The organism is Desulfitobacterium sp. LBE, from assembly GCF_007830365.1.
GTDB lineage: Bacteria > Bacillota > Desulfitobacteriia > Desulfitobacteriales > Desulfitobacteriaceae > Desulfitobacterium > Desulfitobacterium hafniense.
The window spans coordinates 3,514,421-3,540,620 of the sequence record NZ_VLKD01000001.1 but is presented as its reverse complement, the minus strand read 5'-3'; the positions used below and the strand labels follow the sequence as shown (position 1 = coordinate 3,540,620).

Here is a 26,200-nt window from a genome sequence, read left to right as displayed (position 1 = left end):
CAGTTGCCTGATCATGATGCTTTGACATGGACTTGAAATTGTGCCGTGACTTCCGGGTGCAGCTTGGCCTGCACATTAAAGGTTCCCAAGGCTTTGATGGGTTCTTTCAGCTCCAGCTTGCGGCGATCCAGATTAATGCCATGGCTTGCTTTGAGCGCCTCGGCAATTTCTTTATTGGTAACAGAGCCAAAAAGCCTGCCGCCTTCCCCGCTCTTGGTGTGGATCTCTATGGAAAGGGAGCTGAGCTTGGCCGCCAGGGTTTGAGCCTCCTGCTTCTCCTGCTCTTTCTTCTTTTCTTCATTGGCTTTTTTGGAAGCCAGGTCATTGAGATTGCCCGAGGTGGCTTCTACGGCTAAGCCTTTGGGAAAAAGGAAATTTCGTGCGTATCCATCGGAAACCTCATAAACTTGCCCTTTCTTTCCCAACGCTTTGACATCTGCTTTTAAAATAACTTTCATTGAAAACCCTCCATTCTGCTATCATGGCCCTTTGAGCACTGGTTAATCCGAATCTTCTTTTTTGCGGATGGGCATATGGCGAAAATCCAGCACCAGATCCAATAAACCCATGATAATTAAGACTATAGCCGTCACTTGTATATAAAGAACACTGGAGAAGAGCAGGACGAACCGGAAAAACCCTGATAACCAAGGTTTTTGGAGCAGGGCAACAAAAAGAGCGCTTCCCAGGACAAAAGCAACGACTCCGTAAACCAGCATAAGATTGATGCCGATGCTCTTAATAGCCAGCCATTGGAATTGGTCGCCCAGAAGGTAACTGACAATGGCAAAATTCATTCCCCATATAGCATACCAAGGCAGCCGCCATTCCGTAAAAGGACGGTATTCCCGGCCTGAAATCCGTATCCAGCGCAGGAAAGCATAATAGACGGCCCCCCACTTGGCAAGGGCTGTAATGGCTACCAGACCGGGAGTCAGCATAATCAGAGTATTGACGATTTGTTCAAATAAGGACTGAAGCTCCAGCTCAGATATGCCTTGAGTTTTTAAGCTTTCCAGCATGCCCGCCTGACGGTATTGCTCCATCATATTTTGCACAAAGCTCTGGATGCTTTCCTGGGGAATCCCTTGCATGAGCATGGCCAGGGTAGGCAATACTCCCAGGATCCCTGCCGCGACTAAACTCCAGAAAACAAGAGCCCGCTGGGGAACATTGGCCCGTATTCCCCATAGGGTGACTAAGGCTGCCCAGGGAACAAAGCTAAAGTAGTGGAAAGAAGAAGCTCCACCGAAAAGCAAGGCCAGCCCATACCCTGAAATCAAAAAGACCAGCCCATAGCGCAATCCTTGTCTTCCCACACTTCGTCCAACCCATAGCAAGGCGATAAGCAAGAGAATATCCAGCATCCATCCCCAAACCTGCATAGAGACTCCGAGCCAGGGTCCGATCACCAGGATAAGCACTGCTAGGGTATTGGTGGTTTTTTGGTCACTGACGTACATTCCGATGCTCCAATCTATTACTGAACGCGGTCTCGTTCAATCTTCAGGGGCCAGATAGCTTAATAATAAGCTGATATCACCCCATTGAGTTTCTACTTTATGGTGATCCTCGGTTTTCCATTCCTCTAAACGCTGCAATAAAGTGCGATCCAACTTTGAAAAATCGAACCCCATGCGGCGGGTCAGCAAATAGCTTAAAGCAACAAGATCAGCTAAACCTTGGAGCGTATCTCCTTCCGATCCACGCAGAGATCCCTCCTGCATGGCCCACTGTGCTTTAAGCATCTCTACCTTAATCTCTTCAATGGCTTTTAACCCTTTGACGATATCGACTTCAGCCACGGGTGCCCCTCCCGTCATATTTTATCACTGTACCGTATGTTATAACCTTATTAATCCCCATCTAAAAAATGTTCGCTAATCCGGCACTGATTTCCTGCAAGGAAAGTATAAAAAGGGGAGCAACAGCTCCCCCTCATTCTTTATTCTACGATATAAGGCAATAACGCAATGTGGCGAGCTCTTTTAATCGCTACTGTCACCTGACGTTGATGCTTTGCACAATTTCCAGAAATACGGCGAGGTAGAATCTTGCCGCGCTCGGTAATATACTTGCGTATTTTATGTGTATCCTTGTAGTCGATGGACTCTACCTTATCGACACAAAAGCTGCATACCCGTTTTCTTGGACGGCGTCCGCGTTCACGTTTCATAAAATTCACTCCCTTTCCGATTTAGAATGGGATATCGTCATCTAAGCTCACTTCATGACCATAAGTCCCTGCATCACTGGCTCCTGAAGATGCTCCATATCCGGAATTTCCGCCATCTTTGGGACTAAGGAAGCGCACGTTCTCAGCGACGACCTCATAAACCCAACGGCGTTGCCCATCTTGAGCATCATAAGTGCGAACCTGCAACCGCCCGTCGACAGCTGCTAATTTACCTTTGGCAAGATAATTCGCACAAAGCTCAGCCAGTTGTCTATATACTACACATGGAATAAAATCCGCTTCCCGTTCCCCGTTAGCATTCTTGAAATTGCGATCCACAGCTAAGCTAAAGCTGGCCACCGCAACTCCGTTCGGGGTATAACGTAACTCGGGGTCTTTCGTTAAACGGCCTATTAAAACAACCCGGTTCAACATAGTAACCCCTCCCTACTAATCTTCTTTTTTTGTGGTCAGGAAACGCACAACGGCATCGGAGATCTTCATGATCCGCTCCACCTCTTGTGCCGTACGAGCTTCACCATTAAAGTTCATCAGGATGTAAAAACCTTCCCGATAATCGTTAACTTCGTAAGCTAAGCGGCGTTTGCCCCATTTATCAATAGCGACATCTGCTCCGCCGTTGTTGGTAACAACTTCGGATAACTTGTCCACTGTTGCGGCAACTGCCTCATCGTCCAAATCAGGACGGATGACATAAAGTACTTCGTACGCTTTCATAATTGCACCTCCCCTCGGACTTGCGGCCCCCATGACAGGGGCAGGGATACATAGTCTGGAAGACTACATAAAGACTACCATTTAAAGATTATAGCACTTTGACCAAAACTATGCAAATGGAAATTCTTATCGCAGCGGCAAATGTATTAAACATTAAAGCGAAAATGAACGATATCGCCGTCATTCATGACATATTCTTTTCCTTCTAAACGAACCAGACCCTTTTCTTTGGCCCCATTAAGACCGCCATTTTCCACGAAGTCCTTATAGGCAACCACTTCCGCGCGGATAAATCCCCGCTCAAAGTCAGTGTGAATTACTCCAGCCGCTTGCGGCGCTTTCATTCCCCGGCGAATCTCCCAAGCTCTTACTTCGATTTGACCTGCTGTAAAATAAGTCATCAGGCCAAGCAAATGGAAAGCGGCACGAATCAGGCGGTCCAAACCGGATTCTGTAAGACCTAAGTCTTCCAGGAAAACCTTTTTCTCCTCTTCTTCCAGCTCGGCAATCTCAGCCTCGATCTTGGCGCAGACCACCACTACCTCTGAATTTTCCGCGGCGGCTATTTCCCTTACTTTGCGGACATAAGGGTTATTGTCAGGCTGGGCTATTTCCTCTTCACTCACATTGGCGGCGTAGAGAACCGGCTTCATGCTTAAGAGAGGGAAGGATTTCAAGATTTCCCGCTCCTCATCGCTGAATTCCAAGGAACGGGCTGCCAGACCGGCATCCAGGGTCTCTTTTAAACGGTTGAGCAGGGCTACTTCAGCCTGGGCCTTTTTATCCCCTGATTTCAAGAGCTTAGCCGAACGCTCCAAACGCTTTTCTACGCTTTCCATATCGGCGAGGATAAGCTCCAGCTGGATGATGTCGATATCCCGCTTCGGATCCACACTGCCTTCCACATGGACCACATTGCTGTCTTCAAAGCAGCGAACCACATGAACAACGGCATCCACTTCCCGGATATGGGATAAGAATTTATTTCCCAATCCCTCTCCCTTGCTGGCTCCCTTGACCAATCCGGCAATATCCACAAATTCCACCGTAGCAGGGACTATTTTATCAGGATGAACCATCTCCGCGAGAACCTGCAGGCGGGCATCCGGTACCTGTACCATTCCTACATTGGGGTCAATTGTGCAAAAGGGGTAATTTGCGGCTTCTGCACCCGCTTGAGTTATGGCATTAAATAATGTTGATTTTCCTACATTAGGCAAACCAACAATCCCTGCATGCAATGTCATGTTTAAAAAACCTCCAGCTTATTTTCACTCAAACCCTCTAAGATTATAGGGGAATCTCGGCCAAACCGCAAGCTTTCCCTAGGATTGCTCAGGATGAGCTTTTTGAAGAACCTCTTTCAGCTGCCGTTCCAGCTTGACCCGGGGAATCCAGGCCTGATGCTGACATCCCAGGCACTGAATACGAAAATCCATACCGGTGCGCATGACTTTCCAGTCCGTGCTCCCGCAGGGATGTGGTTTGCGCAGACGAATTATATCTCCTATTTGCAAAGAAATCACAACAATGAGCCCCCTTTTTCTCGTTTGCCATTACACATTGTGCCCTCGGCTGCCGATCATAAATCAACGTTATGCAGATTAGGCAAAGGAATATCCTTAAGGTCGATGGGCAAATTCAATTCCTGTAAATCCAGGGGCCACTTCAAACCCTGTTCAATATTAAAACGCAGGAGCTCCCCTAAGTAGGCGAAGGTGTCTTTTAAATAGGGATAAAGCGTCGAGTTCTCGAAGAACCCTATGGTCTCATCTGGGTTAGCCATCGTTATCAAGGGAGAAAACAGCCCGACAAAAATAGCCAGACCGAGGAAGGTAACCAACCCGCCGACGATGAATCCGCCCCCCCCATTGATGGTGGTCGTCAATAAACCCAAAGGAGCCAGCAGTATGGCGGAAACGATCTCCACGAGCAGAATCACCCCAAAGTAGATCAAGGCAAAGGAAATGATCTTTAAAGCATTATCGGCGAAAGCCTGGGTGAAGTTTTGGGCAATGGATTGCATGACACTGTCCGTGTAGATCTGCATATCGGGCAGATTAGAGCCGCTGAGAATATCTTTGAACTCTTCAGGAAACATGGAGAGGATTTTATCCAGTGTCTCTTCCTGAATCATGGCTGCCTTGGCTTGCACGGAAGGCAGCATGCGCTGATACATGACTGTTTCCAGCCAGTCTCTTAAAGGAGTGTTTTGCTCTAACCATTGCAGCAGGATTGGATAGTTTTTGGCAGCGAGAACAAGTCCAAGAAGCGAGCCGCCCAGACTGATTAAGCCGGAAATAAGGCCTTTGCGGTATCCTTGGATTGCGCCGATAAGCATGATAGCCAAAATGAGCATATCGAAGCTGTTCATGGACTTCCCCTCCTTGTAAGCTCAGGATACTACCCCTAAAAAATATCCAAAAGCTAACGATTCGTTTCTATAGGGTAACTTTGCAATCTCTCTCTTCGAACCCACGGTGTATCGTCTCACTGCAGACGCAATCATAGCAGGTGACAGGCTACGGCTCAATGCGTACTCGACAACCGTCGCATCCTTCTTAGTACAGAGGATAAGTCCTACGCTCGGGTTTTCATCCGCTTTCCTGATGTCGCGGTCAAGAGCCTCAAGGTAAAATTCCATCTTGCCGAGGTGTTCCGGCTCAAACTCACCAATTTTTAGCTCTATTGCTAATGAGCAGAGTCTTCTTTATTATACTTCATGGCGCGAGAAGATTAAATACAGAAGAAAGCTGCGTTCAAACAAACCCCGCCTATAGCAGAAAAGCACCCTCAAGGTGCTTTTCCGCATATCAATGACTTAAACTGTAGCCTTTAGCCACGAGACTTTCTTTGACTTCATTCACCCGGTCCCCGTTAAGGCGGGCGAGAATCTGAACTCTGTTATCTTTTAAATGATAGACCGCTAAGCTGGTAATATCCACATCGTGCTCTTTCATGATGGAGGATAAATCCACCATGACGCCTACTTCATCTTTGGTCTCAATAACAAAGCGCTGACCAGGGCTGCGGAAGCCCATAATGTCCAGGAAGGTATCAAAAATATCCGACTCGGTCACAATCCCCACCAGCTTGCCGTTCTCGACGACCGGCAAAGCACCTATGCCATGTTCCCTCATGAGCAGGGCTGCATCTTCAATTTTGGTATCCGGGGTACAAGTGATGACTTTTTTGACCGCCACATCGCGAATCGACGTTTTCCCCACCAGATAATTCAATTCAAAAATGCTGAGTGTCGTTGCCGGCGAGGGGGATACCTCGCGCAGATCTCCGTCCGTAACAATCCCTACGAGCTTGCCTTTATCAACTACAGGTAAACGGTTGATTTGCTTCTCTCGCATGAGAGCCATGGTATCGGCAATATTATCTTCCGGGCTCACTGTAAATACTCGAGAAGTCATAAATTGCTTCACATACATTAAGATCACCCTTTCCATTCAACGCTCTTTTCTTGCTAAGACTATTCGACCTTTGCCCTTTAACTTCCTCTAAATTTAAGGTCCCCTACTCACCAAGATAGATTTTTACGGACCATGGACAATCGATAAGAATTAATCTCTATTTTTCCCGAACAGGTACTTTATTCTTGAAAAGGACCATTTGGCTTGTCTTTGTACCCTCTTTAAATTCTTAGCGGGAATCGGATTAATCGGGTCGATATCTACTGCCTTTTGGTAATAACGAATGGCTTGATCCAGGTCCCCGTCTTGACGGGCTATGTTCCCCAAGTTATTCCAGGCATGAATACATCCTTCGTCCAATGCGATGGCTTTAAGGAAACACCCTTTAGCACGTTCAAAATCATGGCTTTTCCCATAGACCAGGCCTAATTTATTATAACCCATCGCATCTTCCGGACATTGAGCCAAGTGCTGCAAGAAGTCTTCTTCTGCTTCCCGAAGCTGCCCAGCTTCGAGGTGATCTAATCCTTGCTGGTAATGGTTGCTGCTCATGCATTCTTACCTTTTGCCTGCCTTACTTGTTCATCAAGCCACTGGACCCATTCTTGCAGACCCTCTCCGGTACGGCAAGAAACCTCAAAAATTTTAATCTCCGGATTGATGTTAAATATATCTTTCTTCATGGCGTCCAAATCCGTTTCCACCAAAGCCAATAAATCCATCTTATTTAAGACGGCCACTTTTGAATTGCGAAAAATCACCGGGTACTTTGCAGGTTTATCATCCCCTTCAACGACGCTAAGGACAACCACCTTAAATTCTTCCCCCAGATCAAAATCGGCGGGGCAGACGAGATTGCCCACATTCTCAATAATCATCAGATCTAAATTATCCCACTGAAATTCAGTAAGAACTTTCTCGACCATTTTGGAATCCAAATGACAGCCGCCGCCGGTGTTGATCTGAACCACAGGAATATCATGCTGGGCTATCCGATCAGCATCTCTCCTGGTGAAGATATCCCCCTCGATCACGGCGATGCTGTGCTTCTCTTTTAAATGGGACAGCGTTCGTTCCAGGAGAGTAGTTTTCCCTGCCCCCGGGGAACCGATCATATTAACGGCTAAGCAGTTGTTATGTTCAAAGTGCTTGCGATTGATTTCCGCATGAATGTCATTATTCTGCAGTAAATTGGCCATAACGGCAATTTCACGCTGGCTGCTCATTCTTCAACCTCCAAACTTTCCAGAAGCAATTCTTCTCCCTGTGTAATATCAATCCCCAGATGTTGACAAACCGGGCAGGCAAAAATAAGTCCCGGCACCATAAATTCTTCACTGCAGCTCCGGCAGCGGCCCTTTACCGGCAACATTTCAATCTGAAGTTCAGCACCTTCGCACACAGTTCCTTGGGCAAAGGCGGCAAAGGCCATCTGTAAGGCATCAGGCTCCGCATTGGTTAATTGTCCGATTTTAAGCTTTACCAAAAGCACCTTTTTTACATGATGATGGGCTAAAGTTGCTTCAATAGCTTCAAAGACCCCACCCATCAAGGACATCTCATGCACCCCATCACTCCTTGCCAATCCATGCTTACAAGTCTATCACTGAAAAAGTCCCCTTCAATCTATCTTATCCCAAAAATAACCGTATCCGCAAGGGTACCCACCTATCTTTTTAACCAGGACCAACAGAGCACGGGAATAAACACCAATCCCAGATAGCCAAATAGGGGATAGATCATTTTTACTATTAAAGAGAATTTCACCCCTGAAAGAGGAACGACCAACAGGAGGAGGAGGGCTGCCGCCTTTTTATAATGGAATTTGAATTTCTTCTCCATATGGGTGATCAGACTAAAACCATTGCCTATAGCTGCCGTGAGCATAGCTAACCAGAGGACAGTCACATAGCAAAAGCCCGGCCATGATCCTAAGCTTCCCGCTACGGCAACCATGGGTATCTCAAAACCTCTGACTTCAGGAAACTTCAAAAGTGTCAGGGCAATCACCAGGGCAAATAGGCCCAGGGCCATTCCGCCCAATAAAGCTCCAAGACGGCCTTCCGGCCTCTGAACTTCCTTGCCGAGAGAGGCGAAGACCACCATCGCCAAGGTTAGATTAAATGAAACATAAAGAATACTGGAGAGCAGCCAATTATGGATAAGAGGATTGACGGCAAGTTCTATCCCCGCATCTTTTGTTCCCGTAGCAAAGAGTATAGCCCATATGCCGATGCCGATGCAGAACACGAATTTCAGGGGTATAAGCATGCTATTGATCCAAAGCACACCTTCTCCCTTGAACCACAGGGCCAGGGATATGATCAAAGCTGTGATCAGAATGCCCAGCCAAGGGGATAAATTAAAGAACTGCCGAAAAACTGCCCCAGCCCCTGACATCATGGCCACCATGCCAATGAATAAAAGCAGGCTCACGAGGATGTCCATTCTGCTGCCCCAGCGCTTGCCAAATAAACGTTCAAAAAAATCGGCATAGGAGGTCACTTGCCACCGTTTCTGCAGATCAAGCATGATCCACCCCAGGCCGGCGAAGAGAACCGTGCTGCACAGAATCCCGATGATTCCTGCACTGCCGAAATTAGCGAAAAACTGTTGTATCTCCTGACCAGAGGCAAAGCCTGCTCCCATAACTGCTCCAACATAGGTTGCAGCAATTTGAAAAATGACTCTTTTATTCATAAAATACTCCCCCCTGCCTCATGCTTATGGCTTCTTCTTACCACTCATGCATAAATTCCCGGCAACAGGGGAATAATTTAGACATATATTGTTTTACATATTTTGGGAGGGGAACTCATGAGCATACTTTCGGTGTTTACCGAGTCTCATAAATACAAGGCCCATTTTGATGATAAGATTGGCACCCAGAAAATGGAGGCCCGTCTGATCGATGTTCTGCACAGTGAACGCCACCGCCCTCTGGTGATTTTATGTATTGGCACAGATCGCTCCACCGGTGATGCCCTTGGTCCCTTAATCGGTACTTATCTGAGCCAAAGGGGTTTACCTAAGCTCAGTGTTTTGGGGACCCTTGAGCAGCCGGTACATGCCACGAATTTACCGGAGTATATTAAGTATATCCAGAACTCCTATTATAACCCTTTTATCATCGCCATTGATGCTTGCCTGGGCAAGATGGATTCTGTGGGCAATATCACCCTGGCTAATGGGCCTTTAAAACCTGGAGCAGGGGTTCACAAAGAACTTCCCTCTGTGGGAGAAGTTCATCTCACCGGTATTGTCAATGTAGGAGGGTTTATGGAATACATGGTTCTGCAGAATACCCGCCTCGGCTTGGTTTGGAAGATGGCGGAGACGATGAGTGAGCTTCTGGCCAATGCTTATATTAAAACGAGGATCTCTTAATTCATCATTGTATATTTTATATAAGGTTATTCAGCTGATATTCATAACTCAACGAGCAAAGAGACCGTCGCCATAAGACAGTCTCTTCGTCATTGAGGGGATCGCTATATGGATTTCAACATATGGATTCAGCTTTCAGGCCCTCCCATTCTTGGGGAATTGCATCCGGCACGAACTTTGTCCCCAAACGCGACAACGTTGTCGCGTTTGGGGACAATATCAGGCGGCCGGGAACTCTCCTTCTTCTTCCTTATTCAGAATCACGGTTTTCATCCTGAAGGGCAGTGCCTTTGAGTCCGGAACAGGGCCCTCCATCCACGAATTCCTCCTCTCTATCCTGCCTTGAGGGAGACAAAAAAGATGCCGCTAGAGCCTGATGGGGCCTTGGCGTCAACTTATATTTTATATTATATCGCCTGCTGTCTGTTTTTTCCTTTACAATACGAGTGAATTGTAAACAATAAAGCCTTCAATCATTTTAGCTTGAAGGCTTTTCCGCAATAATGATGCCATTTGAAGCCGGTGCCCCCTTGGTAGCAGGGTTCTTTTTCACAAGGATTTAGTCACATGGTAAACTGCAGTCCACCGTTTTGTTGTTCATCTCGCTCCAGATCCTGTCCCTTCAGTTTCATGAGTTTTTCCATGCTGTAATCAATGATTTTTGCCTTTCGCTCTGAGATTATTACAGTATAAAACTCCTTTTGTACTGGAAGCAGCGTCGGTGTTTTATCAATGAGCATGCGTATTTTTTCCATATCAATCCGTGCGGAAACTCTTTTTAGAGCCGCCGTGCAGTCTGGATTTCTCAGGGAAGAGATAAATTCGAAGTAGGAAATCTTCTTTCCGTCTTCCTCAATGGACGAGGCAGGGAAAACATAAACCCGTCTGTCAATCTCATCTTCACTATTCAGGACATCCCCCATATCCTTGGCTGCCAGCTGCGGGTAGAGACAGGAACCGCAGTCGTAAACAGGGGCAATTTCAGCCGTCTTAGACTGTTCATTTACAAGAATGCCCCAGTTTCCATTGTGCCTGTCAAAATTAGCCAGCAGTGCATCGGCAATAAACATATCCCAAAAGAAGTCCCGAAGCTGATCCGGCGGCAGAAGCATCTGCTCATCTATTGCCTGCATGATGGATGAAAGTTCTTTGCCATATCCATTCTGTTCACTGCTAATACAGGTATTCTTCAGATGCGCAAACTCAATGAGTCTTTTGCCGCCTTCGGTAAAATCTCCGCAGGCCACTACCACTTTTTCCTTCCCGCGTGGATCAGTATAGGTTCCGAGCAGGGTCTCCTGGGTTTTGAATCCGAGGGATGCAAAGATATGGCAGGCAAGGTATTCACTGATACATCCGTTGGTGTAACTCATGGTTTTATTGCGGCTTGGAACAGGCGGGAATTTAAGCATATAGCTATTGCCCTCATAAAGAATATTGATTTTATTCCCATTTGCCCCACCATAAGCTCTGAATTTATTTACTTCACACAATGAAAAATCAATCATCACTGCCATCCTCCTTTCCCTCTGTACCAAGATATTTCGCACGCAGATAGCTTGCCTGTTCCTCAGTAATTAAGCCAGCCCAAAGGTCGGCATTAATGGCTCCATATAACTCATTCCACAAGCAGTCAAGATAGAGCACCTGCGCCTTTTCGCCTTGCAAATAGTCTTTTATTGCTTTTTGGACACTCTCGGACAGCCCGGTTTCCAAGTAAGTTTTTATGTTTGGTTTCCCGGCGGCTGTGTTTTTTTCCGGCTCTGTTTCCAGTGCCAACAGTTCCTCAATGGATAAACCAAGTGTTTTGGACAGTTTGGAAAGGGTTCCTGCACCACATCGGTGCAAATGGGTTTTCCCGGAATAAATATCCGCGAGAGTTGCCCACGGAATCTCACTGATTTTCGATAAACGATAACGGGACATTTGCATATCATGCAAAAGCTTTTGTATTGTCATTTTTATCACCTAAATTCATTATATCGGTGTTCCGATATAGTGTCAAGGGAAGTAATAACACATAATTCCAATGGGATATCTCCTTTGTGTTACCCTTCGCGCTGTAACAGGACTTCAACTTCTGAATGCTGTGCTTTTAAAAGGATATCCACAGCATCGGCGACCTGAGCCGCCAATTAAAATACATCTTTCTATTGCAACGTGAAGGACCTGCTTAAAGGAACTCAAAGAGCAAGCGGTTAGTGATTACCTATCTGGGACCTACTCGCTTAGACAAATAGTCCATCATTACGGGGTGTCAAGCGATTCTGTTTTGAGAAGGCGGGTAAAATGGTTGCTTCTTTCTTTGGGGGACTTTTCAAGTATACAGTAAAACTATCAATAATGAGAACTATTAAAAATGGGGCTGTCGCACTGCTCACCAACGTTTTGCGACAACCCCTGCTTTATTTAAATACCACTATAGGCTTTAACTCATATTGTACTTAAATCTTGATCGTTTCCTTGGCTTTTCCTATGGCTGCCTTTTCTTCCTGAGATAGATGATAACTGGATTCGCCATGGCTTATCGGTTTAGCATAGACTCTTGATTCCTCGCGATTATTAATCGATGAAAGAACGACACCGTCTCCCTGTTGATTAAGCAATGCTAAGGCAAAACTCAGATCGCTTCCCATATTGTCAAAGGCGTTGAACCTCACCAACTCAGCTCTATCGATGGAAGAACGGAGCTTAAGCTCTACTTGGTCCATTCTCTTTTCCATCTTTTCCACATTGTCCTTAATATGGTTAACCCCACTTATATATTCTTTAAGCTGTTGGTCCAGTGAGCTCCCATCAAGAAAGGTTTGAAGGGCGAGATAGGATTTTTGAAACCCCTTCAGGCGATTCTGCAAAATAACAATCCAAATAAATTCGACGATACATAATACAGCCACCAAAGCAATCGCCCAGTAGGATAAGGGCATTATTTCTTCCAGATTCATAGTATCCCTCCTCAATCCATTTTTACGGCTAAGCCATCTGCGATAGCAGCATAGTGATGGGTACCGCAATAAATATTCCCGGCAGTAGATTTCCTACCTTTATTTCTTTAATCTCAAGTATGTTCAGACCAATTCCAACAATGAGTAATCCACCCGTGGCGCTCATCTCCGCTATAACGGGATCCGAAAGAAATCCTTGCAGGAGTGCAGCCAAGATTGTTATCCCCCCCTGATAAAGAAAGACCGGAACAGCGGAAACCAATACACCGATCCCCATCGATGAAGCCAGGACAATGGAGGTAATGCCATCCAGCAAGGATTTGGCATAGAGTATGTCATGGACTCCTTCAAGTCCACTTTTCAGAGCCCCCATGATAGCCATAGCCCCCACACAAAACATTAAGCTTGAGGAAACAAATCCTTTGGTGAAATTGCCATTTCCTCCTTTAGCAAATTTACTTTCCAGCCATTGCCCCAGCTGCTGGAGCTTATCCTCAATATCAATCCATTCGCCGATTATTCCTCCCAAAACTAAGCTTCCGATAACCACCAGCGGGTTATTGGTTTCCAAAGCCATACTTAAACCAATGAGAATAACCGCCAGTCCTATCCCTTGGATCACTGTCCTTTTTATTTTTTCAGGCAGAGCTTTACCGAAAAGTATACCCACCAAGGCTCCGCCAATGATCGCTAACGAATTCACAATTGTACCCAGCACATTTTCACCTTCATCACTGTTCCACGTGGAACAATTTTTTTCCAACTCAACCCCGCAGTTCATTTCGCACAATATTGTTTCCTGTTTCTGAATTTGCTTATCCATGTAAAGCAACTCCCATATACCCGCAGCACTATCGAATCAGATACTATTATTTATCATTGAACTCGGCTCAGTTAATATAAGTGTTCCACGTGGAACAACAAACTATTTTAATCTAGTTCCTGAGCACAAGAGGGTCTCAAATAAACATTACATGGATTATAGCTTACAAAAACCTAGAAATCAATACTCATTCCTCCGAAGTCTTTTATCAAATACAGTTAATATGTACCCTTGAGGATTTTGACAAGGGTAAAGAAACCCCCGAGAACACTGCTTTCCCACTTTATTACTTTAAACCCATGCTTGCAAATGAGGCGAAGTCGCTGGTTGCACTTAGCTTATACTGTCTGATAGTGCAAAAGAAAATGTTCCACGTGGAACATTTCTAATCAACTTTGATATTCCATATCTCCAAAAGACGATTAAACTCATCTTCAGAAAAATACTCAATTTCAATTTTGCCTCTACCGGCATCTCCTTTAACTTTTACCTTCGTTTGAAATGAAGACCGCAGTTGATCTTCAATCTGAGTGAATAGGTATAAATTCTTCGCTTTAGCTTTTTTAGGCGTCTCCTGCTGCTCAGTATATTTTAAAATCAGACTTTCTAATTCTCTCACCGGTAAACTTTCTTTTGCCACCTTCTGAGCCAAAAGCACTTGCAGGGATGAATCCTTAATCCCTAAGAGAACCTTAGCATGACCAAGACTCAATTTACCTTCCTGAATCAAATGGAGCACCGGATCCGGCAATTGAATGATACGGAGGAGGTTGGCCACTGTGGGGCGCCCCTTGCCGACTCTCTCGGCCACCTGCTCCTGGGTCAGATCGTATTCTTTAATGAGGCGGGCATAAGCCAGGCCTTCTTCAACTGGTGAAAGATCTGATCTTTGGATGTTTTCGATCAAAGCTTTTTCAGCTAACTCCTGCTCGCTTCCTGTTTTGATCAGGCAGGGAATCTTGGCAAGTCCGGCTAATATGGCGGCACGATAACGTCTTTCACCGGCAACAATAATATATTCTTCATCTTTAAGTTGAACTAAGATGGGCTGAAGCAAACCATGAGTCTTTAAGGAGGCTGCTAACTCTTCCATACTTTCCTGATTAAAACTCCTCCTTGGCTGATCGGGGTTAACACGTATTTTATCCAGCTCAATCTCTTGAACTGAGGCTTCATTGCCCACGGGTTCGGCACCAATCAAGGCTTCCAGGCCACGACCTAAAGCTTTTTTAGACACGCTGCAATACCTCCTCTGCTAAATCGCGATAAACCTCTGCGCCCCGTGAACGATCATCATAAAGGACAATCGGCTTGCCATGGCTTGGAGCCTCTCCCAGCCGCACATTCCTCGGTACAATGGTCGAGAAAACCTTGCTTTTAAAGTACTTTTTAACTTCATCAACCACTTGAATACCTAAATTGGTCCGGGCATCAAACATAGTCAGCAGCGCACCCAGGATATTTAAGCGAGGGTTTAAGCGGCCCTTGACCCTTTGAATCGTATCCATCAACAAACTAAGACCTTCCAGAGCATAATACTCACATTGAACAGGAATAAGGACATCCGTTGCGGCGGTTAAAGCATTGAGGGTAAGCAAACCCAGGGAGGGAGGACAATCAATAATAATAAAATCATAGTCACCTTTAATGCTCATGAGAGCTGAAGCAAGCTTGCCTTCTCTTTGTTCCAGTCCAACCAGTTCAATCTCAGCACCGGCCAGCTCGATTTGAGCAGGCGCAATAAATAAACCGGTTAACTCTGTTTGTTTAATAATCCTCTCCATGGGAACTTCATTAATCAGTACATCATAAATACTATTCTTCAGTTTACTTTTAATTACGCCACAACCGCTTGTCGCATTTCCTTGGGGATCCAGATCAAGGAGCAGCACCTTTTTTCCCTGTTCAACAAGGCAGGCACTTAAATTAACGGCTGTAGTCGTCTTGGCTACTCCACCTTTTTGATTGGCAATGGCAATAATATTAGCCAAAGTGTGACTCCTCCTTTTCAACACTGCAAGGCTGAATTTCAGACATACTATAGTCACTATATTGATTATCAATTGACTATAATCAATAATTCACCGTCTATTGACTATAGTATCAAATCACACCCGATAAAACTAGAGATTTCGCCGGAAAAGCATCGCAAAAAGATAAATAAAAAAGCGCCCAAGGCGCTTCTCTTAAAATCTTCGGCAAAACATGCCAATCCCAGTGCTACACTAAAGGCTTCTTTCCGGGAGTGCCTGCCTTGCGGGGATAAGCGGGGGGAGTTGATGACGTTTTCTCCACCAGGATAATGGCCCGGTGCTCGGCTTCGGCTCCCAAATTAAAGAGTTTAATATCTTTGATCTCAGCCCCTAAGACTGTCAAGGCTTTTTTAGACTCCATAACCTCTTCCTGCGCTTGAGATCCTTTGGCCGCTAAAAAATATCCGCCCTTTTTAAGCAGAGGGACAGCATACTCCAGCAATACAGGCAAGCGGGCGACTGCCCGGGATGTAACGCAATCAAAGGTTTCCCGGTAATGAGGGTCTCTGGCAAAATCTTCGGCCCTGGCGTGTACAGTTTGGACCTTGGTCAATTTCAATTCTTTAATAACTGTTTCTAAAAAGTCCAAGCGTTTAGCCAAAGAGTCCACCAGATAAACCTCGACTTCAGGCAAAAGAATTTTCAGCGGAATTCCGGGAAACCCAGCCCCTGTGCCAATATCGGCAAGCCTCTTCCCCTGAACTAAAGAAAGCAAAGCAAGGGAATCCACAAAATGTTTCAGAATTATTTCTTCGGGTTCCGTAATACTTGTTAAATTGACCTTTTCATTCCATTCAACCAATCGATCAGCATATATAGAAAACTTTTCAATCTGATCCCCACTCAGTTCAATATTCAAGCGTTGGCGGGTTAATCTGCCCAGAAGTTCCTGATGCTCAGGTAGCATGGATCTGACCCCCTCTGCGCTTTTGTTCCAGATAGACCAATAAAACGGAGATATCCGCCGGCGTCACTCCTGTAATCCGGGTGGCCTGGCCCATATTGGCGGGGGCAACCTCTTTCAACCTTTGCCTGCCCTCTGTGGATAATCCCTTGATCTGATCATAAACAATTTCCTCAGGAATCATGCGCTCTTCCATCTTGGCGAAACGCTCAATCTCGGCCAGCTGCTTTTCAATATAGCCCGCATACTTGATTTCAATCCCTGCTTCCAGCAGAGCTTCTTCATCATACTCTGCCAGCTGAGGGATAAGCTGTTTTATTTCGTTAATCGTAATTTCCGGTCTTCTCATCAGTTCCTCGCCGCTGATTCCGCCATGGACCGGCGCAGAATGAACCCCTGCCAGTACCTCTGCCAAATGTTCATTAAGGGGTGAAAAATTAGTCCCCCGCCATAAGGCATTGATTTCAGCGATGGCTGCCTTTTTCTTTTGAAAAGCCGCCCAGCGCTCATCTTTAACCAAGCCGATCTCCCTGCCCCGGGGAGTTAAGCGCAGATCCGCATTATCCTGACGGAGAATCAAACGATACTCCGCTCGGGAAGTCAGCAAACGATAAGGCTCCTTGACCCCTTTATTGACCAGGTCATCGATCAATACACCCAAGTATCCTTCAGAGCGGCGGACGATAAAAGGTTCCTTCCCTTGAACCCGTAGTGCCGCGTTAATTCCCGCCAATAAACCCTGGGCCGCCGCTTCCTCATAACCGGAGGTTCCATTAAGCTGGCCTGCTGTGAAAAGTCCGGAAATCTTGCGCACTTCCAGGCTCAGGGAAAGCTGATAGGGCTTCACATAATCATATTCTATAGCGTAGCCGGGACGCAAAAGCTCAGCCTTCTCCAATCCGGGAATACTATGGATAATATCGTACTGTATTTCCTCCGGCATACTGGTGGATAATCCTGCCACATAGAGTTCGTCACTATTCCAGCCCTCAGGTTCGAGAAAGATCTGATGTGTTGGACGATCGGCAAAGCGAACAACCTTATCTTCAATGGAAGGACAATAGCGGGGGCCAATCCCTTCGATTTTTCCCGAATATAAAGGGGCCCGGTGGATATTGTCCTGGATAATCTGATGAGTCTCCGGTGTAGTATACCCTAACCAACAAGGAATCTGTTTGTCCACATCACGGCCCCAAAACATGCTTTGGGTAGGCATAAAGGAATAACGCCAGGGAACAGAATCACCAGGCTGAACAGTGAACTTGGTGTAATCCACAGAACGGCGATGAATCCGGGGTGGTGTCCCTGTCTTAAAACGTCCCAGCTCCAGGCCAAGCTCCTTTAAGGCACCGGAAAGATTCATGGCTGTCTGCTGTCCATTAGGGCCCCCCTCATACATGGCGTCGCCGATAATGATCCGTCCCCGCAAATAGGTCCCACTGGTTAAGATCACATTGGGCGCAGCATAGAAGGCTCCCGTCCGGGTTACGACACCGCTCACTTTCCCGTCTTCAGTCTTGATGCGCTCCACCAGAGCCTGGTGAAGAACTAAATTTTCCTGACCTAAAATCGCATTGCGCATATGAAGATGATAGGCATGCTTATCGGATTGGATCCGCAAAGCATGAACCGCCGGGCCTTTTCCCGTATTCAACATACGGACCTGCAGGGATGTCTCATCGGCGGTAATGCCCATTTGCCCGCCTAAAGCATCGATCTCCCTGACCAAATGGCCTTTGGCCGGCCCTCCCAAAGAGGGGTTGCAATCCATATGGGCTATATTATCTAGGCTGAGAGTGATCAACAAGGTTCGGCCGCCCATCCGCGCGGCAGCCAAAGCCGCTTCACAGCCCGCATGTCCGGCACCCACCACAATCACATCATAGTTTCCCGCCAAATATTCCACGGTTCCTCCTACTTTCCTATACAAAATCGTGAGAAAATATCATCCAACAAGGACTCTTGAACACTATCCCCCGTCATTTGGGAAATTTCCTGAAGAGCCTGGCGGATATCAATGGATACCATATCCCAGGGCAGGCCGTTCTTAACCGAATCCCAACCGTTTGCCAAAGCTGATACGGCCCTCTCTAAGGCAGTGATTTGACGGATGTTGGAGAGTAAGGGCTCTTTAGTTTTTTCTGCTTTACCCTGATAAACTCTTTGCTTAATCTCTTTCTCCAACTGCTTAAAGCCCAAATTCTCTTTCACCGAAAAAGGAATCCATACTCCTTGCTGAGTGGGGTAGTTCTCAAGAACTTCCTCCCCCCGCTCCTTGCCGGCCAGAAGGTCCATTTTATTAATTAAAACGATCACACTTTGATCATACTGACTTAAGATCTTCAGCTCTTCAGCCTTAAGCTCCTGGCCGGCCTGGATGATGAGAAGAATCAGTTCGGCTTTCTCCATAGCCTTCCAGGATCGTTCAATGCCCAGTTTCTCAACAAGATCCTCGCTTTCCCGAAGTCCCGCCGTATCCACCAACTGCAAAAGTATGCCGCCGATAGTGACCGATTCCCGAATCTCATCCCGGGTCGTCCCCGGTATATCTGTAACAATAGCCCTCTCTTCCCCCATCAGAGCATTGAGCAGGCTGGATTTGCCCACATTAGGCTGTCCGACAATCACCGTCAGCATGCCTTCCCGGAGGATTCTTCCCGTCTTGCTCCCTTCAAGCAAATCACGAGCCAGCTCAAGTCCCTTGCTGATGCGCTGGAGGAGAGCATCCCGATCCAAACTTTCCACATCATCTTCAGGAAAATCAATACCGGCCTCGATAAAAGCCAGGGTCTCCATCACCTGATCCTTAAGCAAAAGGATTTTTTGAGAAAGCAAGCCCTCCATCTGGGCAAGAGCCAGATCAGCCGAACTATCCGTTTTGGCTGCTATCAAATCCACAATCGCCTCCGCCTGAATTAAATCCAGCTTGCCATTAAGAAAAGCGCGCTTCGTGAATTCTCCGGCCTCAGCCAGACGTGCCCCCAGGCCTATACATTCTCTCATAATCCGCTCGGCGATATAGAGGCCGCCATGACAATTGATCTCATAGACATCCTCCCCTGTATAAGAGCCTGGGGCTGACATTCTGCCGATGAGCACTTCGTCCAGGACCTTTGCCCCCGCCCGAAAATAACCTAAGTGCAAGGTAAAATTGCTTTTTTCCTGCCAGCGCTGAAGGTGGTGAGGTGTAAAGGCTTGCTCAATGATCTCCTGGGCCTGGGGTCCGCTTAGTCTTAAAACATGTATACTTCCTTCACCTACAGCCGTAGCTAAAGCAATAATCGTATCATCCATGGGATCCGCTCCAATTCAATCAATATCCAAAATCCAAAACTGCTCCTGCCTAATATACCATGAAAAACAGTGTCTAATACTCATGTAAACTTTCTGACAGTAAAAAAAAGAGGGGTAACCTTACCCCTCAGGAAATTTCTTTTGTCCGTTTTAAGGAAATAACCACTTTACGATTGGGTTCTTCACCTTCACTAAAGGTGGAGATCCGTGCATCATCCTGCAAAGCAGTATGGATAATCCTTCTTTCATGAGGATTCATAGGTTCTAGGACAACACGAGTTCCGGTACGCTTCACTTTATCAGACAGTCGCTTGGCCAGGCGGACTAAAGTCTCTTCCCGCCGCTGACGATACCCTTCCACATCAATAATAACCCGAACTTTTTCGGCAAGCTGCTTGGCTACAGCAAGATTGGCTAAGTACTGGAGAGCTTCCAGAGTATCTCCCCTGCGGCCAATTAAGATGCCCAGTTCTTCACCGGAAATATCAATGAGCCAATGCTGCCCCTGTTGTGTATAGTTAAACTCAGCAATAACACCCATTGAGTCACATACATCTTTAAGGAACGAACAGGCCAGCTCACCCGGACAATCTTCATAACCGGCCCGTACTTTGGCAAGAGTGGTCCCCAACAAGCCGAAAAGACCCTTTTTCATAGGTTCTGCCAATACTTCGATCTTAACCCGCTCCCGCTCGACCCCTAATTCGTTCAGACAAGCATTAATAGCTTCTTCCACAGTTCTACCTGTTTTCTCAGCAAATCTCATGGATATCCTCCCTTTATAACTTTAGGCAACCTCGACCTGTTCTTTGTTCAATTTGCGATTAATATAAAGCTGTTGCAAAACAGAAACAATATTCATCGTAAAAAAGTACAAACCAAGGCCTGAAGGCACAGTCCAAGTAATATAGGCCATAAACAGAGGCATGAAATAAAGCATCATCTTTTGGGTTGACTGAGCAGCGTCAGGCTTTCCAGTGTTGTTTTGAGCCTTCATAGCCGGATTGGATGCCGTAGTAAGCTTTGTTTGCAAAAAGGTTGTGGCACCTGCCAGGATGGCGAGAACCAAGTTGCCGTTCTCGGTGATGCTGAACCATAAAAACATCGCTTGACTGGGATCGGCAATATAGTTATCAAAATGAAAGAGGGTATTATACAAAGCCCAGAAAATCGGCAATTGAACAAGTAAAGGCAAACAGCCCCCGGCCGGATTGAGATTATGCTTCTTATAAAGCTCCATGGTTTCCTGATTGAGCTTTTCAGGGTTATTTTTATATTTTTTCTGAATCTCTTGAAGCTTAGGCTGAATTTCCATCGTCTTGCGCATGGATTTCATCTGCTTCCAGGTAAGAGGGTAAATCAAGGTTTTGATAATAATAGTAAGAAGAATAATCGCCAAACCATAGCTGGCGAAACCAACCAAATCGGTTAAATTATATAACCATTTCAGCAACTCGGTCATCCATACAACAAATGTACTCACAAAAACCCTCCTTAAACTGGATCATAACCACCAGGGTGAAAGGGATGGCATTTTAAAATCCTGACAAGGGATTTCCAGCAGCCTTTAACAACCCCGTACTTTTGTATCGCTTGAATAGAATATTCAGAACATGTGGGGTAAAAACGACAGGATGGTCGTTTAAGAGGCGAAATATAGCGTTGATAAATCCGAATCATACCAATTAATAAACGCTTCATCAATCAACGGTCCTTTATAACCTTTGCTTTATATAAGCTTTTCAAAAGACTATTTTCTACTTGAGAATAGGAAACTCCTTTAATTGAGGAACGGGCAATACAAATTATTTGAGTATTTTCTTTCATCTCCGCAAGATGAAGCCGGATGACTTCTCTCATCAAACGTTTAGCCCGATTACGAACAACGGCATTGCCGACCTTTTTAGAAGCAATAAACCCGAACCGTGAGGGGCCCTCTGCTACATAGATGACTACATATTTGCCGGAGAAACTTTTCCCTTGTGCAAAAACCTTTCTATAAAGAGATTTTTGACGCAATCTAAGACTCCTCTGTAACATGGCCCCTCCGTAATTCAAAACATACTAACCCTAGTTTTACTCACAAACTTCAGAATAAACCTATTTCGGAAAGAAAAGACAGCAAATATCCCTATTCATTTGAAAAAGGCCACAAGATTGCGGCCTTAAGCTGATAATTTCTTCCGCCCTTTTAAACGACGGCGTTTAAGCACGTTTCTTCCTGATGTACTGCTCATTCTCTCTAAAAAGCCATGTACTCTCTTATGACGACGATTCTTCGGCTGATAAGTCCGCTTCATACTGCTATTGCACCTCCTTCAAGGGAAAAAACAAATAAAAATTGCACATCTCTAGAGATTATACTCTAAGTTTTTTAGCCCTGTCAAGCAGAGTCTACAATTAGATTGTGGATAACTTAAGCTCCGGAAAAGTTATCCACCTGTGAATAAATTTATATTAGGACTAACTTCCTGTTGATAACCCCAAAAAAAATTGGTATTATGATTTTACACCGCCTTTAATTTCCATGCTCTCGTTTTTATCATTTGTACACAGCAATAATTTTATTGAGTTATCCACAAATGTGTATAAGTTTGTGTATAACTTTTTTATTGTCATATTTTCAACATAATTAGACAAAGGGAGGTCCACTGAATGCCACCCCGTTCTCTACAAGTACTTTGGCAAGAAACTCTATCAAAACTGGAAAATGAACTTTCTAAACCAAGTTTTGAAACCTGGCTCAGTTCCACATACCTCCTTGATATCGAAGGAGACACTCTGATCGTCAGCGTACCTAATGAATTTGCCAAGGATTGGCTGGAGAGCCGGTATGCCCCCATCATCCGCTCCACAGTTCAATCCATCCTTGGCCAATCCATGAATTTGCGCTTTCTTGTCACTTCAATCCATGAAACAACACAACCAGGAGACAATCAAAACAAAGCGTCTTCTAATTCTAAAGCAGAACCCGCGGACAATAAAACCCTCAATTCAAAGTATACCTTTGACACCTTTGTCATCGGCAACAGCAACCGCTTTGCCCATGCCGCCGCCCTGGCTGTGGCCGAGTCCCCCGCCCTGGCCTATAATCCGTTATTTATCTATGGCGGTGTCGGCTTAGGCAAGACCCACCTGATGCACGCTATCGGCAATGCGGTCATTCAGCGCTCCCCCAGCACCAGGGTCCTTTATGTCTCCAGTGAAAAATTTACCAATGAACTCATTGAATCCATCCGTGATCAAAATCCCATTGAATTTCGCAATCACTACCGCAATGTGGATATTTTGTTGATTGACGATATCCAATTTCTCGCCGGTAAAGAAGGTACCCAGGAGGAATTCTTCCATACCTTTAATGCCCTCCATGATGCCAATAAGCAAATTATTATTTCCTCTGACCGTCCTCCCAAAGAAATCCCCACCCTTGAAGATCGCTTGCGTTCCCGTTTTGAATGGGGATTGATCACAGATATTCAACCGCCGGATTTGGAGACGCGCATCGCTATCCTGAGAAAAAAAGCCAAGCTGGAAAACCTGCAGGTGGCCAATGAAGTCATGGTCTATATCGCGGACAAAATTCACTCCAATATCAGAGAGCTGGAAGGCGCTTTAATCCGGGTCATGGCCGTAGGCTCCTTGACTTCCAATCCGATCACCGTTGAGACGGCAGCCGAAGCTCTTAAGGATATTATTCCCGTCAGCACTCCTAAAGAAATAACCATTGAAATGATTCAACAAGCGGTGGCCGATTTTTATCATCTGTCTTTAGGTGAGTTTAAGGCCAAAAAGAGAACCCGGGCTGTGGCTTTTCCACGTCAAATCGCCATGTATTTATCCAGAGAACTTACCGACAACTCTTTGCCCAGAATTGGTGATGAGTTTGGAGGAAGAGATCATACCACCGTTCTCCATGCCTATGATAAAATCTCCGAGAGCCGCCAAAATGATCCTCTCCTGGATAGGAAAATTAATGAAATCATTCAAATGATCCAATCCCTCTAATTGGGGTTATCTATGTGTATAAAGTGTTCATCCTTTTGGGATAGATTTTATATAAAAACGAGTTTGTTAACATGTGGATAAATTCAAGGATTAATTCACATGTTTTTACTCATTCCTAACCCGGCTCATCTGCCGGACAAGCTGCATTATCCACATTGAGACAAGCTATAGTACTAATACGACTAAATTAATAGCTTATTATTGTTCCCCGCAAAATATTCCACTGTTGATAAGTTTTTTGAGGAGGCTGCTTTCATGAAAATTTATTGCTCCAAGGACTCCCTGATTACGGGAGTGAATACTGTCCAAAAAGCAGTATCAAATAAAAACACCTTGCCTGTTCTGCAAGGAATTATGATTAGAGCTGAAGGACAATCCTTGATCTTCGAAGCCACGGATTTAGAAATAGGGATCCGCTGCGTCGTTCCGGCTCAGGTAGAAAAAGAGGGAGTTGTGGTTCTTCCTTCCCGGCTTTTTTCTGATTTAGTGCGCAAGCTGCCCGACGTTCTGATTGAACTGGAGCTGCAAAACGATGTGATCAACATTCATTACAATGAATCGGATTTATCCCTCAGAGGCTATGACCCGGAGGAATTTCCCTTATTACCGGATCTCTTTGATGCGGAAACCTTTAACTTACCTGTCTCCATCTTTAAAACCATGATTAAACAGACTATTTTTGCCTGTTCTGCTGAAGAGAGCCGTCCTGTCTTTACAGGCTGCCTGCTCCAGATCGAAGATGGAAGCTTACGTTTAATTGCTACAGATACCCATCGTCTGGCTTACCGGATTGCCGAAATTTCTAATCCTGAACAGATCAAGTTTCAGGGTATTATTCCCGCCAAGACCTTAGGGGAAATCTATCGCTTGCTCAGGGATGAGGATGAGAATTTATTCATCCGCTTTAATCAAGCCCAAATCGTTTTTCAGTTTGGAGCTGTCCATCTCCTCTCCCGTTTGATTGAAGGACAATTCCCCAATTATAAACAAGTTATCCCCCAATCCTGCCAAACGAAGGTTTTATTATCAGCGCGGCTTTTCCAGGATTCTGTGGAAAGAGCTTCTTTGCTGGCCCGGGATGGGAGCCATACCAGTATTATCAAACTCTCAGTGGATACAGAGAGATTGTCCATTGATCAGACCTCGGAATTAGGTAAGATATCCGAGCAGATGGAAGTAAAAAAAGAGGGCAATGACGTCAAGATTGCTTTTAACTCCAAATTTTTATTGGATGTGCTTAAAATTATTGATTCTGAAGAGATCGTTTTTGAATTGTCGGGTTCTTACAGCCCGGGAATCATTCGTCCCGTCGACGATCCCAACTATCTCTATCTTGCTTTGCCTGTGCGGACGTCTTAAGCCGGCTGACCACCATGGAAATAAAATGGCTGCATTTAAAGTCTTTTCGAAATTATCAGGATCAGGAAGTGGATTTTCGGCCAGGTTTAACCATCCTGCAAGGAGAAAATGGACAAGGAAAGACCAATATCCTGGAAGGTATTTATTATCTTTTAACTGGAAAGTCTTACCGTGTCCATCGGGAGCAGGAACTGGCCCGCTGGGGAGAGAATGAATTCCACCTCTACGGCGATTTCATCGTGCAGCGGCGCAAACTGCGTTTAGAAAGCCATTATCAGGACAAAAGAAAAATTATTAAGATCAATCAAATTCCTTGTCGAAAATTATCAGAATATGTCGGGACCATTAATGTGGTTTTTTTTTCACCGGACGATTTGGTGATGGTCAAAGGCGGGCCGGCTGAGCGGAGACGCTTTTTAGATTTACATATTGCTCAGCACCACTCCAAGCATATTCAGCTCCTTAATGCCTATAACAAGGTGCTTCAGCAAAAAAATGCCCTCCTGAAACAGGGACAGGGAGGGAGCAAAAGTCAGATTACTCAGATTGAACTGTGGAATGAACAAATCCTCCGGATTGGCTCGGAAATTATCAGGAATCGTTGGGAATTTACCGGTCTGCTTTCCCGAAAAGGCCAGGAAATCTATGGGCAGATTTCTTCGGGGAAAGAAGAGCTGACCATGGACTATCACGCCCTGGGAAAAAATAATCTGGAGGAAGCTTTGGCCGCATTTCCCAAGCTCCTGGCAGAAAAGATGTCTTTGGAAATGGAAAGAAAGATGGTTTTGATCGGACCTCATCGGGACGACATTCTTTTTAAGCTCAATGAGCGTTCGGCCCGCCTTTATGGCTCTCAAGGGCAGCAGCGTTCGATTGTTTTAAGCACCAAATTAGCGGAACTGGAAGTGATTCGCCAGGAAAAAGGCGACTATCCCTTGCTTTTACTGGATGATGTATTGTCTGAATTGGATCGATTCAGGAGAGACTATCTATTAGACTATACAAAATCCTTGCAGCAAACGATTATGACCATGACCAGTGCGGAAACCCTGACGCAAAGGGCATCCTTATTGCTCAAAGTAGAAAAAGGGCAGATTGGGAGGATTGAATAATT

At 45.5% G+C, this 26,200-nt stretch carries 33 protein-coding genes; 4 read left to right on the top strand and 29 right to left on the bottom strand.

All coding sequences use genetic code 11. The annotated features are described in order from the left end of the window. Nucleotides 1-11: 11 nt before the first annotated feature. From rplI to DESLBE_RS16785, 15 genes are all read right to left on the bottom strand, one after another. Complete coding sequence (gene rplI, locus DESLBE_RS16855) at nucleotides 12-458, bottom strand: 50S ribosomal protein L9 (protein WP_005815187.1); 447 nt, start codon at nucleotides 456-458, stop codon at nucleotides 12-14. A gap of 42 nt (nucleotides 459-500) precedes the next feature. Then, on the bottom strand, nucleotides 501-1,463 hold the full coding sequence (locus tag DESLBE_RS16850; protein WP_144677657.1) for a DUF2232 domain-containing protein: 963 nt from the start codon (nucleotides 1,461-1,463) through the stop codon (nucleotides 501-503). Nucleotides 1,464-1,499: 36 nt separating this feature from the next. Then, a complete protein-coding gene (locus tag DESLBE_RS16845) occupies nucleotides 1,500-1,823 on the bottom strand; it encodes a MazG-like family protein (protein WP_005815184.1) in 324 nt (107 codons plus the stop codon). A 122-nt stretch (nucleotides 1,824-1,945) separates the two neighbouring features. Then, nucleotides 1,946-2,176, bottom strand: a complete 231-nt coding sequence (gene rpsR / locus DESLBE_RS16840) for a 30S ribosomal protein S18 (RefSeq protein ID WP_011462317.1) — start codon at nucleotides 2,174-2,176, stop codon at nucleotides 1,946-1,948. A 21-nt stretch (nucleotides 2,177-2,197) separates the two neighbouring features. After that, nucleotides 2,198-2,611: a single-stranded DNA-binding protein gene (gene ssb, locus DESLBE_RS16835; RefSeq protein WP_005815182.1), complete on the bottom strand. Its 414-nt coding sequence runs from the start codon at nucleotides 2,609-2,611 to the stop codon at nucleotides 2,198-2,200. A 15-nt stretch (nucleotides 2,612-2,626) separates the two neighbouring features. Continuing rightward, entirely contained in the window at nucleotides 2,627-2,914 is a 288-nt protein-coding gene (rpsF, locus tag DESLBE_RS16830; RefSeq protein ID WP_011462318.1) for a 30S ribosomal protein S6, read from the bottom strand. A 146-nt stretch (nucleotides 2,915-3,060) separates the two neighbouring features. Beyond that, the gene (gene ychF / locus DESLBE_RS16825; protein WP_144677656.1) at nucleotides 3,061-4,161 is read right to left on the bottom strand and encodes a redox-regulated ATPase YchF; all 1,101 of its coding nucleotides are present in this window, start codon (nucleotides 4,159-4,161) and stop codon (nucleotides 3,061-3,063) included. A gap of 78 nt (nucleotides 4,162-4,239) precedes the next feature. After that, entirely contained in the window at nucleotides 4,240-4,440 is a 201-nt protein-coding gene (locus tag DESLBE_RS16820; RefSeq protein WP_005815177.1) for a DUF951 domain-containing protein, read from the bottom strand. A gap of 56 nt (nucleotides 4,441-4,496) precedes the next feature. Then, a complete protein-coding gene (locus tag DESLBE_RS16815; RefSeq protein WP_144677654.1) occupies nucleotides 4,497-5,288 on the bottom strand; it encodes a CvpA family protein in 792 nt (263 codons plus the stop codon). 21 nt (nucleotides 5,289-5,309) lie between these two features. Continuing rightward, entirely contained in the window at nucleotides 5,310-5,603 is a 294-nt protein-coding gene (locus DESLBE_RS27470; protein ID WP_144678668.1) for a PDDEXK nuclease domain-containing protein, read from the bottom strand. Between the two features lie 124 nt (nucleotides 5,604-5,727). Continuing rightward, nucleotides 5,728-6,372: a CBS and ACT domain-containing protein gene (locus DESLBE_RS16805; protein WP_005815172.1), complete on the bottom strand. Its 645-nt coding sequence runs from the start codon at nucleotides 6,370-6,372 to the stop codon at nucleotides 5,728-5,730. A gap of 114 nt (nucleotides 6,373-6,486) precedes the next feature. After that, on the bottom strand, nucleotides 6,487-6,888 hold the full coding sequence (locus DESLBE_RS16800) for a tetratricopeptide repeat protein (RefSeq protein ID WP_144677652.1): 402 nt from the start codon (nucleotides 6,886-6,888) through the stop codon (nucleotides 6,487-6,489). Next, the gene (gene hypB / locus DESLBE_RS16795) at nucleotides 6,885-7,562 is read right to left on the bottom strand and encodes a hydrogenase nickel incorporation protein HypB (RefSeq protein WP_144677650.1); all 678 of its coding nucleotides are present in this window, start codon (nucleotides 7,560-7,562) and stop codon (nucleotides 6,885-6,887) included. Before hypB ends, DESLBE_RS16800 begins: the two co-directional genes overlap by 4 nt. Beyond that, a complete protein-coding gene (gene hypA, locus DESLBE_RS16790) occupies nucleotides 7,559-7,903 on the bottom strand; it encodes a hydrogenase maturation nickel metallochaperone HypA (RefSeq protein ID WP_011462320.1) in 345 nt (114 codons plus the stop codon). The genes hypB and hypA overlap by 4 nt, the downstream gene beginning before the upstream one ends. 101 nt (nucleotides 7,904-8,004) lie before the next feature. Beyond that, complete coding sequence (locus tag DESLBE_RS16785) at nucleotides 8,005-9,036, bottom strand: hypothetical protein (RefSeq protein ID WP_144677648.1); 1,032 nt, start codon at nucleotides 9,034-9,036, stop codon at nucleotides 8,005-8,007. Between the two features lie 117 nt (nucleotides 9,037-9,153). Between DESLBE_RS16785 and yyaC the strand changes: the two genes are divergently transcribed. Further along, nucleotides 9,154-9,723: a spore protease YyaC gene (yyaC, locus tag DESLBE_RS16780; protein ID WP_005815163.1), complete on the top strand. Its 570-nt coding sequence runs from the start codon at nucleotides 9,154-9,156 to the stop codon at nucleotides 9,721-9,723. 563 nt (nucleotides 9,724-10,286) lie between these two features. Here yyaC and DESLBE_RS16775 read toward each other — a convergent pair. From DESLBE_RS16775 to rpmH, 14 genes are all read right to left on the bottom strand, one after another. After that, entirely contained in the window at nucleotides 10,287-11,231 is a 945-nt protein-coding gene (locus tag DESLBE_RS16775) for a HipA domain-containing protein (RefSeq protein ID WP_144677646.1), read from the bottom strand. Further along, on the bottom strand, nucleotides 11,224-11,682 hold the full coding sequence (locus tag DESLBE_RS16770; protein ID WP_144677644.1) for a helix-turn-helix transcriptional regulator: 459 nt from the start codon (nucleotides 11,680-11,682) through the stop codon (nucleotides 11,224-11,226). Before DESLBE_RS16770 ends, DESLBE_RS16775 begins: the two co-directional genes overlap by 8 nt. Nucleotides 11,683-12,167: 485 nt before the next feature. Then, nucleotides 12,168-12,668: a DUF4446 family protein gene (locus tag DESLBE_RS16765; RefSeq protein ID WP_072772424.1), complete on the bottom strand. Its 501-nt coding sequence runs from the start codon at nucleotides 12,666-12,668 to the stop codon at nucleotides 12,168-12,170. Between the two features lie 28 nt (nucleotides 12,669-12,696). Beyond that, on the bottom strand, nucleotides 12,697-13,386 hold the full coding sequence (locus tag DESLBE_RS16760; protein WP_144678667.1) for a DUF554 domain-containing protein: 690 nt from the start codon (nucleotides 13,384-13,386) through the stop codon (nucleotides 12,697-12,699). Between the two features lie 490 nt (nucleotides 13,387-13,876). Beyond that, the gene (locus DESLBE_RS16755) at nucleotides 13,877-14,728 is read right to left on the bottom strand and encodes a ParB/RepB/Spo0J family partition protein (protein ID WP_144677642.1); all 852 of its coding nucleotides are present in this window, start codon (nucleotides 14,726-14,728) and stop codon (nucleotides 13,877-13,879) included. After that, nucleotides 14,721-15,482 (bottom strand): AAA family ATPase, encoded by a 762-nt coding sequence (locus DESLBE_RS16750; protein ID WP_015945541.1) that lies wholly within the window; start codon nucleotides 15,480-15,482, stop codon nucleotides 14,721-14,723. Before DESLBE_RS16750 ends, DESLBE_RS16755 begins: the two co-directional genes overlap by 8 nt. 229 nt (nucleotides 15,483-15,711) lie before the next feature. Next, on the bottom strand, nucleotides 15,712-16,431 hold the full coding sequence (rsmG, locus tag DESLBE_RS16745) for a 16S rRNA (guanine(527)-N(7))-methyltransferase RsmG (protein ID WP_011462328.1): 720 nt from the start codon (nucleotides 16,429-16,431) through the stop codon (nucleotides 15,712-15,714). Continuing rightward, nucleotides 16,421-18,334 carry a tRNA uridine-5-carboxymethylaminomethyl(34) synthesis enzyme MnmG gene (mnmG, locus tag DESLBE_RS16740; RefSeq protein WP_144677640.1) on the bottom strand — a complete coding sequence of 638 codons (1,914 nt, stop codon included), beginning with the start codon at nucleotides 18,332-18,334 and terminating at the stop codon, nucleotides 16,421-16,423. The genes rsmG and mnmG overlap by 11 nt, the downstream gene beginning before the upstream one ends. Nucleotides 18,335-18,342: 8 nt before the next feature. After that, complete coding sequence (gene mnmE / locus DESLBE_RS16735) at nucleotides 18,343-19,722, bottom strand: tRNA uridine-5-carboxymethylaminomethyl(34) synthesis GTPase MnmE (RefSeq protein ID WP_144677638.1); 1,380 nt, start codon at nucleotides 19,720-19,722, stop codon at nucleotides 18,343-18,345. Between the two features lie 127 nt (nucleotides 19,723-19,849). Beyond that, on the bottom strand, nucleotides 19,850-20,488 hold the full coding sequence (gene jag, locus DESLBE_RS16730) for an RNA-binding cell elongation regulator Jag/EloR (RefSeq protein ID WP_011462331.1): 639 nt from the start codon (nucleotides 20,486-20,488) through the stop codon (nucleotides 19,850-19,852). A gap of 21 nt (nucleotides 20,489-20,509) precedes the next feature. Continuing rightward, nucleotides 20,510-21,205, bottom strand: coding sequence for a YidC/Oxa1 family membrane protein insertase (locus DESLBE_RS16725; protein WP_011462332.1), 696 nt, complete (start codon nucleotides 21,203-21,205; stop codon nucleotides 20,510-20,512). A gap of 11 nt (nucleotides 21,206-21,216) precedes the next feature. After that, nucleotides 21,217-21,426 (bottom strand): membrane protein insertion efficiency factor YidD, encoded by a 210-nt coding sequence (yidD, locus tag DESLBE_RS16720; protein WP_011462333.1) that lies wholly within the window; start codon nucleotides 21,424-21,426, stop codon nucleotides 21,217-21,219. After that, nucleotides 21,427-21,762: a ribonuclease P protein component gene (gene rnpA, locus DESLBE_RS16715; protein ID WP_015945544.1), complete on the bottom strand. Its 336-nt coding sequence runs from the start codon at nucleotides 21,760-21,762 to the stop codon at nucleotides 21,427-21,429. It abuts the gene before it with no gap. Between the two features lie 125 nt (nucleotides 21,763-21,887). Further along, nucleotides 21,888-22,022: a 50S ribosomal protein L34 gene (rpmH, locus tag DESLBE_RS16710; RefSeq protein ID WP_011462335.1), complete on the bottom strand. Its 135-nt coding sequence runs from the start codon at nucleotides 22,020-22,022 to the stop codon at nucleotides 21,888-21,890. Between the two features lie 355 nt (nucleotides 22,023-22,377). Here rpmH and dnaA point away from each other — a divergent pair, with 355 nt between their 5' ends. The 3 genes from dnaA (at nucleotide 22,378) to recF (ending at nucleotide 26,198) form a co-directional block, all read left to right on the top strand. Beyond that, on the top strand, nucleotides 22,378-23,727 hold the full coding sequence (gene dnaA / locus DESLBE_RS16705) for a chromosomal replication initiator protein DnaA (RefSeq protein ID WP_005815138.1): 1,350 nt from the start codon (nucleotides 22,378-22,380) through the stop codon (nucleotides 23,725-23,727). 255 nt (nucleotides 23,728-23,982) lie between these two features. Beyond that, nucleotides 23,983-25,086 (top strand): DNA polymerase III subunit beta, encoded by a 1,104-nt coding sequence (dnaN, locus tag DESLBE_RS16700; RefSeq protein WP_012615304.1) that lies wholly within the window; start codon nucleotides 23,983-23,985, stop codon nucleotides 25,084-25,086. A gap of 14 nt (nucleotides 25,087-25,100) precedes the next feature. Beyond that, nucleotides 25,101-26,198 (top strand): DNA replication/repair protein RecF, encoded by a 1,098-nt coding sequence (gene recF, locus DESLBE_RS16695; protein ID WP_018307479.1) that lies wholly within the window; start codon nucleotides 25,101-25,103, stop codon nucleotides 26,196-26,198. The last annotated feature ends 2 nt before the right edge of the window (nucleotides 26,199-26,200 follow it).